14 protein-coding genes are annotated in these 16200 nt (G+C 50.4%); 10 read left to right on the top strand and 4 right to left on the bottom strand.

The window, feature by feature from the left end:
* The first annotated feature begins 11 nt into the window (after positions 1 to 11).
* The 6 genes from UC15_RS04005 to ghrB all read left to right on the top strand — a co-directional run bounded on the left by UC15_RS04005 (position 12) and on the right by ghrB (position 7906).
* Positions 12 to 2138, top strand: a complete 2127-nt coding sequence (locus tag UC15_RS04005) for an alpha-galactosidase (protein ID WP_112287237.1) — start codon at positions 12 to 14, stop codon at positions 2136 to 2138.
* A 58-nt stretch (positions 2139 to 2196) separates the two neighbouring features.
* Positions 2197 to 3483: an MFS transporter gene (locus UC15_RS04000; protein ID WP_112287236.1), complete on the top strand. Its 1287-nt coding sequence runs from the start codon at positions 2197 to 2199 to the stop codon at positions 3481 to 3483.
* Between the two features lie 68 nt (positions 3484 to 3551).
* Positions 3552 to 4586: a LacI family DNA-binding transcriptional regulator gene (locus UC15_RS03995; RefSeq protein WP_112287235.1), complete on the top strand. Its 1035-nt coding sequence runs from the start codon at positions 3552 to 3554 to the stop codon at positions 4584 to 4586.
* A gap of 213 nt (positions 4587 to 4799) precedes the next feature.
* A complete protein-coding gene (locus UC15_RS03990; protein ID WP_112287234.1) occupies positions 4800 to 5549 on the top strand; it encodes a sugar phosphate isomerase/epimerase in 750 nt (249 codons plus the stop codon).
* A gap of 57 nt (positions 5550 to 5606) precedes the next feature.
* Positions 5607 to 6887 (top strand): MFS transporter, encoded by a 1281-nt coding sequence (locus UC15_RS03985; RefSeq protein WP_112287233.1) that lies wholly within the window; start codon positions 5607 to 5609, stop codon positions 6885 to 6887.
* 38 nt (positions 6888 to 6925) lie between these two features.
* Positions 6926 to 7906, top strand: coding sequence for a glyoxylate/hydroxypyruvate reductase GhrB (gene ghrB / locus UC15_RS03980; protein WP_112287232.1), 981 nt, complete (start codon positions 6926 to 6928; stop codon positions 7904 to 7906).
* Positions 7907 to 7974: 68 nt separating this feature from the next.
* On the opposite strand, the gene UC15_RS03975 is transcribed toward ghrB, so the two are convergent.
* Positions 7975 to 9186 carry a hypothetical protein gene (locus UC15_RS03975; protein ID WP_112287231.1) on the bottom strand — a complete coding sequence of 404 codons (1212 nt, stop codon included), beginning with the start codon at positions 9184 to 9186 and terminating at the stop codon, positions 7975 to 7977.
* Between the two features lie 252 nt (positions 9187 to 9438).
* On the opposite strand from UC15_RS03975, the gene UC15_RS03970 reads away from it, so the two are divergent.
* The 3 genes from UC15_RS03970 to UC15_RS03960 all read left to right on the top strand — a co-directional run bounded on the left by UC15_RS03970 (position 9439) and on the right by UC15_RS03960 (position 13024).
* Positions 9439 to 10689 (top strand): valine--pyruvate transaminase, encoded by a 1251-nt coding sequence (locus tag UC15_RS03970; RefSeq protein WP_112287230.1) that lies wholly within the window; start codon positions 9439 to 9441, stop codon positions 10687 to 10689.
* Between the two features lie 340 nt (positions 10690 to 11029).
* The gene (locus UC15_RS03965) at positions 11030 to 11821 is read left to right on the top strand and encodes a YopT-type cysteine protease domain-containing protein (RefSeq protein WP_112287229.1); all 792 of its coding nucleotides are present in this window, start codon (positions 11030 to 11032) and stop codon (positions 11819 to 11821) included.
* Positions 11822 to 12235: 414 nt separating this feature from the next.
* A complete protein-coding gene (locus UC15_RS03960; RefSeq protein ID WP_112287228.1) occupies positions 12236 to 13024 on the top strand; it encodes a YopT-type cysteine protease domain-containing protein in 789 nt (262 codons plus the stop codon).
* Positions 13025 to 13097: 73 nt separating this feature from the next.
* Here the strand turns inward: UC15_RS03960 and ibpB are convergent, their stop codons facing one another.
* Positions 13098 to 13532: a small heat shock chaperone IbpB gene (gene ibpB / locus UC15_RS03955; protein WP_112287227.1), complete on the bottom strand. Its 435-nt coding sequence runs from the start codon at positions 13530 to 13532 to the stop codon at positions 13098 to 13100.
* 156 nt (positions 13533 to 13688) lie between these two features.
* Entirely contained in the window at positions 13689 to 14099 is a 411-nt protein-coding gene (ibpA, locus tag UC15_RS03950) for a small heat shock chaperone IbpA (RefSeq protein WP_112287226.1), read from the bottom strand.
* 381 nt (positions 14100 to 14480) lie between these two features.
* On the opposite strand from ibpA, the gene UC15_RS03945 reads away from it, so the two are divergent.
* Positions 14481 to 14858 carry a YceK/YidQ family lipoprotein gene (locus UC15_RS03945; RefSeq protein WP_112287251.1) on the top strand — a complete coding sequence of 126 codons (378 nt, stop codon included), beginning with the start codon at positions 14481 to 14483 and terminating at the stop codon, positions 14856 to 14858.
* Positions 14859 to 14920: 62 nt separating this feature from the next.
* On the opposite strand, the gene UC15_RS03940 is transcribed toward UC15_RS03945, so the two are convergent.
* Complete coding sequence (locus tag UC15_RS03940) at positions 14921 to 16183, bottom strand: DUF3748 domain-containing protein (RefSeq protein ID WP_112287225.1); 1263 nt, start codon at positions 16181 to 16183, stop codon at positions 14921 to 14923.
* Positions 16184 to 16200: the final 17 nt, after the last annotated feature.

Here is a 16200-nt window from a genome sequence, read left to right as displayed (position 1 = left end):
GCAGTGACTATATGGAAAACCAGATTGTTCATTTAACCGGCGGGCATACCAGCCTGATCGTCCGTTGCACGCCTTACGCCGAAATTCTTTACTGGGGAAACCGCCTCAGTCAGTTTTCCGCAGATGACATCATTTCGCTGAGCCGCGCCGTGCCCAATGGCCGGATTGATGTGGAAGCGCCGGTGAATGTCAGCGCGGACTCCGGACGCGGTTCTTTCGGCACACCGGGCGTGGAAGGCCATCGCGACGGGCTGGACTGGTCGCCGGTGTTCAATACCACGCGGGTAAAGCACGACGAAAACCAGCTCACCATCACCACCGAAGACACGATCGCCGGGCTGCAATTTCGCAGCGAGTTGCGCCTCGATGACAGCGGCGTTTTGCAGGCGCGTAACGCGCTGACCAATCTCAAGCCTGGCACCTATCAGGTGACGCGGCTGGCCGTGACGCTGCCGCTGCCGGAACGCGCCGCCGAAGTAATGGCGTTTCATGGCCGCTGGATCAAGGAGTTTCAGCCGCACCGCACGCTGCTGGATCACGGCGGCATCATTCAGGAAAACCGGCGCGGTAAAACGTCTTCCGAATATTTCCCGGCGATGATGATCGGTCATCCGGGTTTCAGCGAAGAACAGGGCGAAGTCTGGGGGATGCATCTGGGCTGGAGCGGCAACCATCGTCTGCGCGCTGACATCAAAATCGACGGCCGGCGTCTGGTGCAGGCCGAAGCGTTGTATTTCCCCGGTGAACAACGGCTTGAACAAGGTGAAACGCTTGAAACGCCGTGGCTTTACGCCAGCTATTCCGCCTGCGGCCTGAACCGCATGAGTCAGCAATTCCACCGCTTTGTGCGCGAACAGATTTTGCGCTTCCCGGCTGAGAAACCGCGTCCGGTGCATCTCAACACCTGGGAAGGGATTTATTTCGATCACGATCCAGACTACATCATGCAGATGGCGACTGAGTCCGCCGCGTTAGGCGTGGAACGCTTCATTATCGACGACGGCTGGTTCCGTGGCCGCGACCACGACCGTGCCGCGCTGGGTGACTGGTATCTCGATGAGAAGAAATACCCGCACGGCCTGAAACCGGTGATCGACCACGTCAAAAATCTCGGCATGGAATTTGGTATCTGGGTCGAACCGGAAATGATTAACCCGGATTCCGATTTATATCGCGCCCATCCCGACTGGCTGCTGGCATTGCCCGGTTATCAGCAACCAAGCGGGCGTCATCAGTTCGTGCTCGATCTGAATAATTCGCAGGTCTTTGATTATCTTGTGGAGCGCATGAGCTGGCTGCTCGGAGAACACGATGTGGATTACGTGAAATGGGACATGAACCGCGAAATCGTTCAGCCCGGTCACGAAGGCCGCGCGGCGCTGACGGCACAAACGCATGAGTTTTACCGTCTGCTGGATGTGCTGGGCGAACGCTTCCCGCACATCGAGTTTGAATCCTGCGCGTCCGGCGGTGGCCGTATTGATTTCGAGGTGCTCAAACGCAGCCATCGCTTCTGGACATCTGACAATAACGACGCGCTGGAGCGGCAGAAAATTCAGCGTGGCATGAGCTATTTCTTCCCGCCGGAAGTGATGGGATCGCACATCGGCAACAAGCTGTGCCACGCCACCTCGCGCCAGCACAGCATTGAATTCCGCGGCCTGACCGCGTTGTTCGGTCACATGGGCATTGAGCTGGATCCGGTGAAAGAAGGCGAGGCGGAGCGCGCCGGTTTTGCGAAATACACCCGCCTGCATCAGCAGCTGCGCCCGTTATTACACAGCGGCGATGTTTACCGCGTGGATACGCATGACGAGACGATGCTGATTAACGGCGTGGTCAGTAAAAACGCCGGCAGCGCGGTATTTCTGATCAGCCAGCTGGCGATGCCGACCTGGTCATTGCCCGGATCGTTACGGGTGCCGGGGCTGAAACCTGAAGCACGTTATCGCGTGACGGTGCTGGATGAACCGCCGTTGCTGAAAGGCGGCGGCAGCGGTCACACCATGCGCGTGCAACCGGCCTGGCTGCATGAATCGCCGGTGCTGAGCGGTGAATGGCTGGCGAATGCCGGGCTGGCGTTGCCGGTGCTGGATCCGGAAAGCGCCCTGCTTCTGGGCTTCGAAGAAATCAGATAACAACAAAAAACGCCGGTACGACAGTGCCGGTTTTCATGGTTTCGGCAAGGAAATCACTATGAACCCTACACAAACTTCCGATCGTTGCTTCTATAAAAACAATACTAACTTCTGGATATTCGGCAGCTATTTTTTCCTCTATTTCTTCATTATGGCGACCTGTTATCCGTTTTTACCGATCTGGCTTTCTGACGTGATCGGCCTGAGTAAAACGGAAACCGGCATCGTGTTTTCCAGCATGTCGCTGTTCGCTATTCTGTTTCAGCCGATATTCGGCATCATTTCTGACAAGCTCGGCCTGAAAAAACATCTTCTGTGGGTCATCGCCGTGCTGCTGTTCCTGTTTGCGCCGTTCTTCATTTACGTCTTCGCGCCGTTGTTAAAACTGAATATTGTGCTCGGGGCCATTCTCGGCGGCGCCTATATCGGTTTCGTCTTCGCGGGCGGTTCCGGCGCAACTGAGGCGTATATCGAAAGAGTCAGCCGCAACAGCTCATTTGAATACGGCAAGGCGCGGATGTTCGGTTGTTTCGGCTGGGGAATTTGCGCCTCGACGGCGGGCGTGCTGTTTAACATCAATCCGGACATCGTTTTCTGGATGGGTTCCGGCGCGGCGATCATTTTGATGATTTTGCTGCTGATTGCCCGCCCGCAGGAAAACAAAAACGCGCAGGTGCTGGATAAACTCGGTGCCAATCAGCCGCAATTCTCGCTGAAAACGGCGGCGTTGTTACTGAAAGAGCGCAAACTGTGGATGCTGATTTTGTATGTAATTGGCGTGGCCTGCGTGTATGACGTGTTTGATCAGCAGTTCGCGACGTTCTTCAAAACCTTCTTTGCTTCTCCGCAACAGGGCACGGAAATGTTCGGCTACGTCACCACCGCCGGAGAGTTGTGTAACGCGCTGATTATGTTCTGTTCTCCGTGGATTATTAACCGCATCGGCGCAAAAAATACGTTGCTGCTGGCGGGTACGATTATGTCAATCCGCATTGTCGGTTCCTCATTTGCGACCACGGCCATCGAAGTGATCCTGCTGAAAATGCTGCACGCGCTTGAAGTGCCGTTCCTGCTGGTCGGTGTGTTCAAATACATCACGCAGATTTTTGACGTCCGGTTCTCGGCGACCATTTATCTGATCGGGTTTAACTTTGCCAAACAGCTGGCAGCGATTTTCCTTTCCGCCTTCGCTGGTAACCTGTACGACCGCATCGGGTTCAGCGATACCTATCTGATCCTCGGCGGTATAGCCTTTGGCGTGACGATCATTTCGGCCTTTACGCTGAGCAGCAGACCGAAGTCCGATGCGGTTTCCGGCGTCCAGACGGCAGAAGGATTGCGCTGACTTACGGGATGCAGCCTTTCGGCACTCTGTGCTAGTCTCCGTGGGACAAGCATGAGGGGAGAAAGGCTGTGAGTAAAAAACAGGAACCGGGCGCGGCGGTTCGGGCAACGATACGTGACGTCGCCAGCGCCGCTAAAACGGGTAAAACCAGCGTTTCACGTTATCTCAACGGTGAACAACACCTGCTGTCCGATTCGCTGAAAGAACGCATCGGCCGGGCAATCTCCCTGCTCGATTATCAGCCGAGCCAGATGGCGCGCAGCCTGAAAAGCGGCCAGACGCGTCTTATCGGGCTGATCCTCGCTGATATTACCAATCCCTATTCTGTCGATGTGATGCGCGGCGTTGAAGCTGCCTGCCGTCAGGAAGGGCTGACGCTGCTGGTGTGTAACACCAACAACGAGCTGGATCAGGAAAAACATTACCTGCAACTGCTCAGCAGTTATCGCGTGGATGGCATTGTAGTGAACGCCGTGGGTATGCGCGAAGCGGCGATTTCCACGCTGCAACAGGCCAATTTACCGATGGTGCTGATTGACCGCAAAGTCGCGAATTTCGCCTGCGACGTCATCGGCCTGAAAAACGTCGAAGCCACACAGATGATGACCGATCACCTCGTACAACAAGGTTTCGAAGCGCTGCTTTTCGTCAGCGAACCCGCCACCGTCAATACCCGTTTCGATCGCCTGCGCACGTTCCTGCAACGGATGCAGCAATCCCCGCAACTGACGGGCGAACAGGGTGAGATTGAGCTGTATAACACCGAAGGGCTGGACAATTTGCTGCGCGATTTTGTCGCGCGACACGCGGATAAACACAAAGCGGTGATGTGCGTGAATGGCGCACTGACGTTACAGGTCGCGCGCGCCATGCAGCGGCTGAATCTCCGCTGGGGGCCGGACATCGGTTTATGCGGTTTCGATGAACTGGTGTGGGCCGATCTGGCAGGCGTCGGCATTACCACCCTCAAACAACCCACTTACGACATGGGCGTGGCGGCGCTCAGACAACTGGTGACCCGCATTCAGGGCAATACTGAGCCGGTTAAAGACCTGGAGTTCTCCGGCGAACTCATTGCGCGCGGTTCTACCGCAGCTCGCTGATCCCTTTTACTTCCCGATTTCCAGCCCGTTCTTCGTGAGCGGGATCATATTTTCGGGCTTTTGTTCTGTCGTCTGGAACCGGTTCCAATTAGGTTGTATAAAACGAAACAAAACGTTAACAACGGCACGACGTCTCATTTGCTTGACTAAAATGAGGTGTCGAAATGATTGCCTGCACCTTATTGGCAGCGCGCCCACACAGGAAAAACGTTCATGAAAAGAGAAATCGTCATTGTCACCGCCGCCTACGGCAACAGCGTGGTGAAAGACCTCGGTGGTCAGGCTGAACTGCTTTCTGTCATTGCCGCGGCAAAAGCCGATGGCGTGGAAATCCGCCGTGAATTGTTCTCCCCGCAGGAGCTGGATACGTTGCCAGCGCTGGCGGAAAAAATTCAGCATCACGGATTGTTTGCGGTTTACTCGGTGCCCTTCCCGCTGTTTTTGACGGGTGGCGAGCTTAATCCTGATGCACCACAATATTTTGAAGAGGCGCGCATTCTCAATGCCCGCACGATTAAGTTTTCACTCGGTGAATTTGAACCGGGTCAGGATCTGACACCGCTGAAAGTGGTGCTGGCATCCAGCCCGGTGAAGCTGGTAGTGGAGAACGATCAGACCCCGGAATGCGGAATTCTGTCGCGCATCAATGCCTTCATGTTTGCCGCGGAATCCCTGCATTTGCCATTGAGTATGACTTTCGACATGGCCAACTGGCTGTGGGTCGGACAGGATCCGGCGATTGCAGCTGAGCGTCTGGCACGTCATGTCGGTTATGTGCATGTGAAAGCAGCGGAAAAACGTGCCGGTAAATGGCACGCCGTGGCGCTCGATAACAGCGATGGCAGCTGGGAACCCTTATTGAAAATGTTGCCTCAGGATGTTCCGCGCGGCATCGAATTCCCGCTTGAAGGGGATGATTTGACCGCCGTAACGCGCCATTACGTGGACGTTTTACGCGGCTGATTTCGCGGCACCCTCACCGGTGCGGGGAAGGCTGAAGCATTATCAGGAGATACCGTTATGAACAAGTCCAGACTGGCCTCGCGCCGCTGGTGGTACATCATGCCAATCGTGTTCATCACTTACAGTCTGGCGTATGTCGACCGCTCAAACTTCAGTTTCGCGTCGGCGGCCGGTATCAATGATGATCTTCACATCACCAAAGGGATGTCCTCCCTGCTCGGTGCCCTATTTTTCCTCGGCTACTTTTTCTTCCAGATCCCCGGCACGATTTATGCCGAACGGCGCAGCGTTAAGAAACTAATTTTCTGGTGTTTATTGCTGTGGGGCGGTTTTGCTTCGCTGACCGGCGTGGTGACGAATATCCCGATGCTGGCGGTGATCCGCTTTGCCCTCGGCGTGGTGGAAGCCGCCGTGATGCCCGCCATGCTGGTCTACATCAGCAACTGGTTTACGAAATCCGAACGCTCGCGCGCCAATACGTTTTTGATTTTGGGTAATCCGGTCACGGTGCTGTGGATGTCGGTGCTTTCCGGCTATCTGATCAAATCGTTTGGCTGGCGCGAAATGTTTATCTTTGAAGGCATTCCGGCGGTGATCTGGGCGATTATCTGGTGGTTCAGCGTCAAAGATAAACCCGAAGAAGTCAGCTGGCTGAGTGAGCAGGAGAAAAAAGCCCTGGCCGAACAGCTGGAAAAAGAACAGAAAGACATTCAGGCAGTCGGCGGTTACCGCGAAGCCTTCCGCTCGCGAAATGTGATTTTCCTCTGTCTGCAATATTTCTTCTGGAGCATCGGCGTGTATGGCTTTGTGCTCTGGCTGCCGTCGATTTTGCGTGATGGTAAGTCGATGGGCATGGTCGAAGCGGGCTGGCTGTCTTCCGCTCCTTATCTGGCAGCCACCATCGCGATGATTCTGGTGTCATGGGCATCAGACAAAATGCAAAACCGTAAGCTGTTTGTCTGGCCGCTGTTGCTGGTCGGCGCCCTGGCGTTCTTTGGATCCTGGGCCGCTGGCACAAACAATTTCTGGCTTTCGTACAGTTTACTGGTAGTCGCCGCTGCCGCAATGTATGCCCCGTATGGTCCGTTCTTCGCCATTATTCCTGAAATGCTGCCGAAGAATGTGTCCGGCGGCGCCATGGCCTTAATCAACAGCCTGGGTGCGCTGGGCTCGTTCTTTGGTTCCTGGTTTGTCGGCTATCTGAACGGCAGCACCGGAAGCCCGGCCGCCTCATTTATTTTTATGGCCGTCTCGCTACTGCTTTCTGCGGGATTAACCCTGGTCGTCAGGCCACGAAAGGCCGCAATGAAACCGAAAGGGAAAGTTTCCTTAACCTGAAAATCTGAAAATACTCATTTAAAGAGTTGGAGTTTGTAATGAATAAGCCGTCAATTGTTCTGTACAAAAAACTGCCTGCCGATTTGCATCAACGTCTTGAAGAGCATTTTGCTATTACCGAATTCGATGGCATCACTGACAAAAACCGTGCGGAGGTTTTTGATGCTCTGCAAAACGCAGAAGGGCTGCTGGGTTCTGGCGGAAAAATCGATAAAGAGTTGTTCGACCATGCGCCACGCCTGCGTGGGGTTTCTACCATTTCCGTCGGCTACGATAACTTTGACGTGGCAGAACTGACCCGCCGCGAAATCCCGATGATGCACACACCGACGGCGCTGACCGATACCGTCGCTGATACCGTGATGGCGCTGGTGCTATCTACCGCCCGCCGCGTGGTGAATGTGGCCGAGCGCGTAAAAGCCGGTGAGTGGAACGAAAACATTGGCGAAGACTGGTTCGGCATCGATGTTCACCACAAAACCATGGGTATCGTCGGCATGGGCCGTATCGGTCTGGCGCTGGCGCAACGTGCGCATTTCGGTTTCGACATGCCGATTTTGTATAACGCACGCAGCCAGCATAAAGAAGCGGAAGAGAAGTATGGCGCACGTAAATGCGAGTTGGACGAGTTGCTGAAAGAGTCTGATTTCGTCTGTATCTTGCTGCCAATGACCGAACAAACCTTCCATCTGATCGGTAAGGAAGAACTGGCGAAAATGAAATCCAGCGCGATTCTGGTCAGCGCAGGCCGTGGCCCGGTCATTGATGAACCGGCCCTGATCGAAGCGCTGAAAGCCGGTACGATTTATGGTGCTGGCATGGACGTGTTCGAGACTGAGCCGTTGCCAAAGGATTCTCCGCTGCTGAGCCTGCCGAACGTGGTGGCGCTGCCGCACATCGGTTCCGCAACGCATGAAACCCGCTACGATATGGCGGCCTGCGCAGTGGATAACCTGATCGCCGCCCTGAAAGGTGACGTGAAACAGTTCTGCGTGAATCCGGAAGTTCTGAAGAAGTAAGATTAAGAATGGGCAAGACCGGTCCGGGCGCAATCCTGCGGCCGGTCTCCCGATTATTCTTCGAAGGGTCAGAGGTACCTCATCAATATCTCTCTGATTTTTCCGTCAGCTTTTCTTGCATATATTTCGTTGTTAAACGCATGAAGACTGTTTTTCAGTGACAGCGTCGGGACATCGTCGGGTGCCAGGAGCTTAAAGGACAGGCTGCCAGTAAAGGCCTTTCTTCCGGCGACCATCGACTTAAATTTGTTGAGCAACTCTTCTCCCCCCAGTTCACGGGCACGGACTTTCAATCCTTTAATAAGAGGGTCTTTCCAGGTTTGCTTGTCGTAATAAGGTAAACGTTTTTTCAGTGACAAATAGTCGGAAAGGCTTTGATCGCCCGACATCATGCCAGTCTTGCTAATACTGGTCAGATTTTTAAACGTTGTGCCGGGAATGGTTTGGGTAATAACGATATGTACTTTTTTCTTCCCCGTTCCGCGGGAAAAGCCGTGGCACTGGAATATATTTTCGTCTTTCATGGTTGAATAATGACATTCAGAAAACAAATCATTATAAATTGACCCTGATAAGGATTCTTTGAGGTTTTTCAGCAATCGTTCAATACTTCCTTTTTCCCTGCACACCAGGACATAAGCTGAATTATTCGGTAATCCACTGTCTTCTATCAACGAATTAATAATAAAAATCTGAGCGCAGGTTGTCACGGTATCAGAACTTAAATAGGCAAGATATAAACTACAATTTGCCGGCAACGATAAGTTGTAACTGTCCAGTAATTTAATGATTTCCTGTTTTGCTGATTTTTGTATATCGATAACTTCCTGCTCGGGCATAGGTAAATAACCTATCGATTTCTTAGCGAATCCAAGGCTATGGACAATGATATTTTCTAAGCACAGACTCAACAGGGCAGCTTTATAATCACGATCAGATGAAGCGGCACTCCGGGTGACGTCCATTTCATCAATCAGAATAACGGTGTCGCACGTTATTATGTCCAGCTGATAGAAAAAATCAGCCAGCATTGTCGATAATACATCGGGAGACAGAAGACTGTGGGGAGTTACAATAATCACCGGGTCATCATAATTCAATTTTTTACCCGGATTGAACATTTCCATTCCCTGGATGTTAATATGTCTGGTCTTGGCATTTACCGTAATTAACGCCCCCTCAGCCTGGGTGCTCCGCGCGATGTCTTTTATTTTCTTTCCCAGCGCATGGTCTCCTCCGCCTGCCGTGAAGATATTCAGTATAAGTATGCTTCTTTTCATTTTATCAACCTGATTTATATATTCTTAAACATAATTATGCCAAGGGAGAAAAAATATCATAAGCCGTTTTTTATTACTCCGTCATTAAGCATAAAGGGATCCGTTCAGGGATATTCCAAAAAATACAGTGAATGATTTTTCGTATTCATCTTTTTTAATACTTCTCCGCGTCAAAACCCGCTGGTCCGATTGCACTGTTTTGCTGCAGGCGTTATGGTGGAAGACACATTTTGATAACATACAAAGTTTTCTATGACGTTTTCTGCTTTCGGTGACAAATTTACCCGTTTCTCAGGTATCACACGCCTGATGGGCGATATGAATGACGGTCTGCGCACACCTGGCGCCGTGATGCTGGGTGGCGGCAATCCGGCGCAAATTCCGGAGATGCAGGATTATTTCCAGACGCTGCTGTCGGAAATGCTGGCCGCCGGCAAGCTGACCGAAGCGCTGTGCAACTACGATGGTCCGCAGGGCAAAGACGTGTTGCGCCACGCGCTGGCAGAGATGTTACAGAAAGAGCTCGGCTGGCAGCTGGATGCGCAAAACATTGCGCTGACCAACGGCAGCCAGAGCGCCTTCTTCTATTTGTTCAACCTGTTCGCCGGACGCCGTGCCGACGGGAGTATGTCAAAAGTGTTGTTCCCGCTGGCACCGGAATACCTCGGTTATGCCGACGCCGGTCTGGACGAAAATCTGTTTGTTTCAGCTAAGCCAAACATCGAATTGCTGCCGGAAGGCCAGTTCAAGTATCACGTCGATTTCGATCATCTGAATATTACTGATGATATCGGCCTGATCTGCGTTTCCCGTCCGACCAACCCGACCGGCAACGTGATTACCGACGAAGAGCTGATCCGCCTCGATGCACTGGCACAGCAGAAAGATATTCCGTTACTTATCGATAACGCCTATGGCGTGCCGTTCCCCGGCATTGTATTCACTGACGCGACGCCGTTATGGAACCCGAATATTATTCTGTGCATGAGTCTGTCGAAACTCGGCCTGCCGGGCTCACGGTGTGGCATCGTGATTGCAGATGAGAAAATCATCAAAGCGATCAGTAACATGAACGGCATTATCAGCCTGTCTCCGGGCAGCGTCGGACCGGCGATTGCCCATGAGATGATTGCGCGTGGCGATTTACTGCGCCTTTCAAACGAGGTCATCAAACCGTTCTATTTCCAGCGCGTGCAGGAAACTATCGCCACGCTGCGCCGTCATCTGCCGGAAGAACGTTGTCTGATCCACAAACCGGAAGGTGCGATTTTCCTGTGGCTGTGGTTCAAAGATTTGCCGATCACCACCGAAGTGCTGTATCAGCGCCTTAAACAGCGCGGTGTGCTGATGGTGCCGGGCGATTATTTCTTCCCGGGGCTGGAACATCCGTGGCCTCACACGCATCAATGTATGCGCATGAATTACGTGCCTGACGCGGAGCAGATAGAGCGCGGCGTGAAGATTCTGGCAGAAGAAGTGGAAAAAGCGCACGCGGAAGGTTGAGAGTCGATTATCACTTATGATTTAAGGTCTGGAAGAGGTGTTTAACCTTTTCCAGACCTTTTTTATAAGCGTGATCATTATTACTAGATAAAATAGATACTTACCCCACCTCTTTCTATTACACGCCTCATTTATTTTTTCCTGATAACAAAAAAGTTATTGCAGCCCTGGAATTATTTTTCTGCTTAAAACCATTGATTAATGAGATAAAAAAGTCAAATAAACAAAAACTTAATTTAACTTTAAGTATCTTAATATAAAAAACCTGTAGTGTATAAACCAATCTTTTAATGTGATTTGTTCTCACACCTCAATCTTAAACCATATAAAAATCATATTTATGTTCAAGAAATTATCAAACTTTATATCCAGAACAGATGGCGAGAGCCATAGTTTCAGTCAAGCTCAATATATGCAGAAAAATAACTGGATGAGCAATAATCCAAGAAATCTGCCCGGTGCCTGGATTGGCAGTTTTACTGATCCGAGGACTAACCAAACAATGTATGGCTTACAGGGAGCATGCCTTGGGTTATCCGCCGCTTATCTGATCAAAGGACAGAACTGGAGCACGTTTAAACAATATCTGGATACCCCGGAATGCCACAGACTCACGCTTGGCATTATGAACTATCAGGAACAATATGGTGATGTAATACAGGCACAAAACCGGGCAGCGGCGCTTGCAAAAACGCAAATTCCTGTGAAACAGAATAAATCATTATTTAGCCGGTTTACTCATAAAAAAAAGGCAGAAGCGCCAAAAAATATAACCTACCTCTCTTCCTCAGAGGCCTTCAATCACATTGTAAAAGTTCAAGGTGGGATTAACTTTATTGATATAGTGCGTTTAAAACCTATTGAAAATACTATGGAAAGAATAGATGTTCTGATGGCACATATTGCTTCTAACTTTAACTACAGAATAAACATGCACCGTCCTGGTGGCGGACATGCTGTGGCCATTACAACCGGAAGGAAAAGGATAAAATTCTTCGATCCTAATCAGGGAGAGTTTTCATATCCCGATACGGCGGAAGGACGTGAATACTTTAAGGTCGCTCTGGCTTTACTCTTAGAAGACCGTTATCCAAGGTATAAAGAATTGTCAATTTCCCGTTATACCTGCTAAAGAGAATGGTTTTCTTTCTGTACCTTGTAAAACAGTGCCTTCTGAAAGGAAGCACTGACAGAATAAACCTTGTTCAGCCTGATATTCCAGATTAGGTTTTCAGTGCTAATCAGGATTTTTTGTTTTCAACGCCTGCATAGACATTTCACATTAGCCAGCTCCTGACAATCTGCGGGGAATTTCAGTACAGGGAAGGAATCATAATAAATTGATATTATAAATTGTATTATTAAGAAAAATATCATAACCACATTTGTAATTTATATAGACAAAACAAGACATTAAGAAAATCACATCACTATAGGCATATCCTTAATTTATCATTAAGCACTTCGCTTATGAAAAAACCTTAGTATGAAACCCTACTTTTTCGTAAGAAACTCAATCATAAATTAGATCTTAGAAAAATTACCCATGCCTATAGAAAATAAATTAGCGCTATTTGCCTCTCAAACTCATGGTCAATACTCTCCTTTTGATCAAAATGCTTATACGCGGAAAAATCACTGGGTAAGCGATAACCCCAGAAACCTGGCAGGAGCCTGGATTGGTAGCTTCCGACTTCCGTGGATGAATAAAGAATTATATGGTTTACGAGGTGTGTGCCTTGGCCTGTCTGCGGCCTATCTGGTTAAAGGACATAACTGGAGCACATTCAAACAATATCTTGATTCCCCTGAGTGCCATCGGCTCACACTGGGCATCATGAATTATCAGGAACAATTTGGTGAGATCAGTCTGGCGAGAAAGGTTGCCGCTGAACAGGCAAAATCCCAGGCAACGGCACAAAATGGCGCATCAGCAGTCAGCAATACCAAAAAGATAGCTGTACCCAAACAGATAGAATACGTCACTACTGCCGATGCTATTAAGTTGTTGGTAAAGGTTCAGGGAAATATTAACTTTATCAGCAGAATTGAACTGTCACCGGTTGAAGACGTTGAGGAAAGAATAGAAGCCTTAATGAAACAGATTGATTCGAACTTTGGCTACCAGTTGAGCATCAGAGGCGGGGGCAGCGGACATTCAGTAAGTCTCACCACAGGGCAAAAAAGGATAAAGTTTTTTGATTCTAATTTCGGTGAAATATCCTACCCCGACACAGAAGTCGGGCGGGAGTCTTTTAAGTCTTACCTTTGCTTTTTATTTAATGAAGTTTATAAGAAATTCAATATAATAATTATCTCTCGTTTTACTTACTGATTAAGATAATACTCCCCTCGTCATACGCTGTTTTATGTTCCCCCTTACCGGGGGAACATAAACAGATCACGTCTTAAGCCGACGTGTTTTCCAGCGCAGGTTTTTCAGTACCAATCGCAATTTTCTGCGGCTGCAACGCTTCCGGAACATCTCGTACCAGACTGATATGCAGCAGGCCATTGGTAAATTCAGCTGCCGATACGTGCATATGCTCTGCCAGAGTAAAGCTCAGGGTGAAAGGCTTGATCACTAATCCCTGATGCAGATATTCCACTTTTGTTTCCGGCTGAGCAGGCGTACCGCTGACGGTTAAACGCGGCCCTTCGACCTCAATATTCAGCTCGCTCTGCTGGAAACCGGCCAGCGCCAGTGAAATGCGATAATGATTGTCGTCAGACTTTTCAATATTGTAAGGAGGAAAAGCCTGATCCGCGCCCTGCATTGAACTGGCTAATTTATCGAAACCAATCCACTGACGCAGTAATGGGGAAATATCGTAATTACGCATGGTATAACTCCTTCTTTGAAGCGAGATTTAACATTCCGTCATCCTGTCTGGATGTGACGGCGCAGCTCCCTGACGGCGAGCCTAAACTTTTTCATTTTCTGGCGGTCAATAACGATGGCCGCCAGTGACTTAGTGCCGGCACTTATTGCCGACAAATCAGCGAATTTCGATACGCCGCGGTTTAGACGTTTCAGGAACGATGCGTTCCAGATCGATATACAGCAAACCGTTCGACAGATTGGCGGCTTTTATTTGAATATGTTCCGCCAGCTGGAATTTGCGTTCGAAATTACGTTCAGCGATGCCCTGATATAAATAAGTGCGGTCGGTTTCAGTCGGTGCATGTGCGCCTTTCACCACCAGCATGTTGTCATGGGCCGTGATGTCCAGCTCTGACTCGGCAAAACCCGCGACCGCGATAGCAATCCGGTAATGGTTTTCGTCAACCAGCTCGACATTATATGGGGGATAGCCGCCACCCTGATTCTGACCCGATTCGATAAGATTAAATAAACGGTCAAAACCAATGGCAGAACGGTATAACGGGGATAAATCAAAATTACGCATGCCCACTTCTCCTGATATTCAGCGAGTATTTTTAAATAGCCTTCCATTCGGACAGGCCAGCGTCGCAGTGATGACAGGAGAACCCTTCCGGCGTTCCTCCTCCTGCGTCGTACAGTAAAAATGGAGACGAAAGGGATTTTTTCAAGCCGGTAAAAACAAAAAAATTTGGCTGTTGTTTATATGCTGACAGCCAAAATACATGACAGGTCATGGCGAAAAGCCATGGTGAGCAGGCAGTTTCCTGCAAGATTTCAAATAGTAATTACACTTAATGGGATCGCAGCCACAGAGCTACAGCTTGCTTTGTTAATTTTTTGTGCTGAGTGGTATAAGTCACTTTGACTTAAAAGCTCAGCCTGACAGCATAAGATGAGTTCTAAAATGATGAAATTTGCACTGACGCCGCTGATGACAGGATGTGTTTTTTTAGCGACGAGCGGTTGTTCCAGCGTGATGAGCCATACCGGGGGAGACACCGGATATTATTCAGGCGCACGTGCTGATGTGAATATGATGAAAAGCGATGATACCAGCTGGGCGATGACGCCTCTGCTGCTCATTGATTTACCGTTCAGCGCCCTGCTGGATACGGTATTACTGCCTTATGATTATTACCGCAGCGGAAAAGTGACGACGCGCGATCGCGTCAAAGCGAGTGAAGAACACAATATTGCGCTGAGCAACGGCGTGGATATTGACCACGTTCCGCCAATGACCACCACCGATCGCGGACACAAGTCTTCGGCACATAAAAAATAAGCGTAAAAAAACCGGCCACCATGATGAGATTTTTTCAAACCCTGGCCGGTTTACTCTATGAGCTACTGAGCGTCGGTAACAAAAATCTGAGCAAATTCCCCGCACTGGCGCATAAACGCCACTTTGCCGCCATCCGGTGAATACACTACCGCATCGGCGCAAGGCGCAATCTCTGTTCTCTGCGTTAACCGCTGCATTTCTCCGCTTTTAACATCCAGACGCATCACGCTGTTATCGCAGACCAGCGCCAGCGATTTTCCGTCCGGGCTCCAGCTGAATGCCGACTGAATTCCGTTGTCAGAATGGCTGATCTGCACAGGTTCACCGCCGTTGGGTGACACCGTCCAGACCTGAACCACATCGTTTTTATCCTTCATCAGAAACGCAATCTGTGCGCCATCCGCTGACGTGCGCAGCCAGTGACGCGGTTGCAGGGCAATGCCCATTTCAGTGAACGTGATCCGTCTTTGCTTCACGCCCGCCGGTGGCGCAGGCAATGTTTCCGGCGTGCCTTGCAAAGGTTTATCACCCGCCTGACGATAATCCGCATCGTTCTCAGGTAAATCCACCACGAAGATTTCCGGATGCTTTTTGCCATCAGCAGAAAGGGTATCGCCGATAAAGGCCAGCGCCCAGCGCTGCCGGGAACCGTCGGCTTTTACATAGCCTTCCTGCCCGATCCAGCCTTCTTCATAAGCGCGGTTGATATCATTGCTGGCGGGCTGAGGAGCAGGCGTTGTTTCGCTGACCAGTACGCTGTAATGGCTGCCATCGTATTCACGAGAGTGATGCTTTGGTGGCGTAACGGGATAGCCGGAAAGGGCGATACCGACATTGCGCAGGTCGAGAGCCGGATTCAGTTCATGCAAAACATGGTCGTTATAGGTAAAACTCAGACGCGAACCGTCCGGACTGAAAACGTGGACGTGCGTGCCGCCGCGCAGGGCGCCGGCGGTATAAGGCGCGGTGATATCCATCGCATCCAGCGTGACCGCCTTTTCGCACGCGGGGTCAGACACGATAACGCCGCGACGATGGTGAAAATCGTACTGCCAGCTGGCATCCGGATTTTCCGGGCCATGAATAAATGCATAACGGGCGGGAAGGTCGGGGCTGACCGTTACCACACCCACGTGTACCCCATCTTGCGCCTGATAAACCACTTCCGCTTCACCGGTTTCGACATTCACCCGCTCAATGGTTGAGCCGCTGAAAGAACCGCCATGCGGACGCACGTCGTACACCAGCCACTGGCTGTCCGGCGTCCAGACATTAATGTTAGTCAGCTGATGCCCGCGGGCATCAGAAGTTAATTGTTTTTCCATGGCTGCGAGGTTCCTAT

Source organism: Rahnella sp. AN3-3W3 (assembly GCF_003263545.1).
In the GTDB taxonomy this organism is placed as follows: Bacteria; Pseudomonadota; Gammaproteobacteria; order Enterobacterales; family Enterobacteriaceae; genus Rahnella; species Rahnella variigena.
This window is presented reverse-complemented; position numbering and strand designations above follow the sequence as displayed.

Coding starts and splice junctions, on each gene's coding strand:
- UC15_RS03940 (WP_112287225.1), bottom strand. CDS start 16,183: ATGGAAAAACAATTAACTTCTGATGCCCGCGGGCATCAGCTGACTAAC.
- UC15_RS03985 (WP_112287233.1), top strand. CDS start 5,607: ATGAACAAGTCCAGACTGGCCTCGCGCCGCTGGTGGTACATCATGCCA.
- UC15_RS03965 (WP_112287229.1), top strand. CDS start 11,030: ATGTTCAAGAAATTATCAAACTTTATATCCAGAACAGATGGCGAGAGC.
- UC15_RS03990 (WP_112287234.1), top strand. CDS start 4,800: ATGAAAAGAGAAATCGTCATTGTCACCGCCGCCTACGGCAACAGCGTG.
- ghrB (WP_112287232.1), top strand. CDS start 6,926: ATGAATAAGCCGTCAATTGTTCTGTACAAAAAACTGCCTGCCGATTTG.
- UC15_RS03970 (WP_112287230.1), top strand. CDS start 9,439: ATGACGTTTTCTGCTTTCGGTGACAAATTTACCCGTTTCTCAGGTATC.
- UC15_RS04000 (WP_112287236.1), top strand. CDS start 2,197: ATGAACCCTACACAAACTTCCGATCGTTGCTTCTATAAAAACAATACT.
- ibpA (WP_112287226.1), bottom strand. CDS start 14,099: ATGCGTAATTTTGATTTATCCCCGTTATACCGTTCTGCCATTGGTTTT.
- UC15_RS03960 (WP_112287228.1), top strand. CDS start 12,236: ATGCCTATAGAAAATAAATTAGCGCTATTTGCCTCTCAAACTCATGGT.
- UC15_RS03975 (WP_112287231.1), bottom strand. CDS start 9,186: ATGAAAAGAAGCATACTTATACTGAATATCTTCACGGCAGGCGGAGGA.
- ibpB (WP_112287227.1), bottom strand. CDS start 13,532: ATGCGTAATTACGATATTTCCCCATTACTGCGTCAGTGGATTGGTTTC.
- UC15_RS03945 (WP_112287251.1), top strand. CDS start 14,481: ATGATGAAATTTGCACTGACGCCGCTGATGACAGGATGTGTTTTTTTA.
- UC15_RS04005 (WP_112287237.1), top strand. CDS start 12: ATGGAAAACCAGATTGTTCATTTAACCGGCGGGCATACCAGCCTGATC.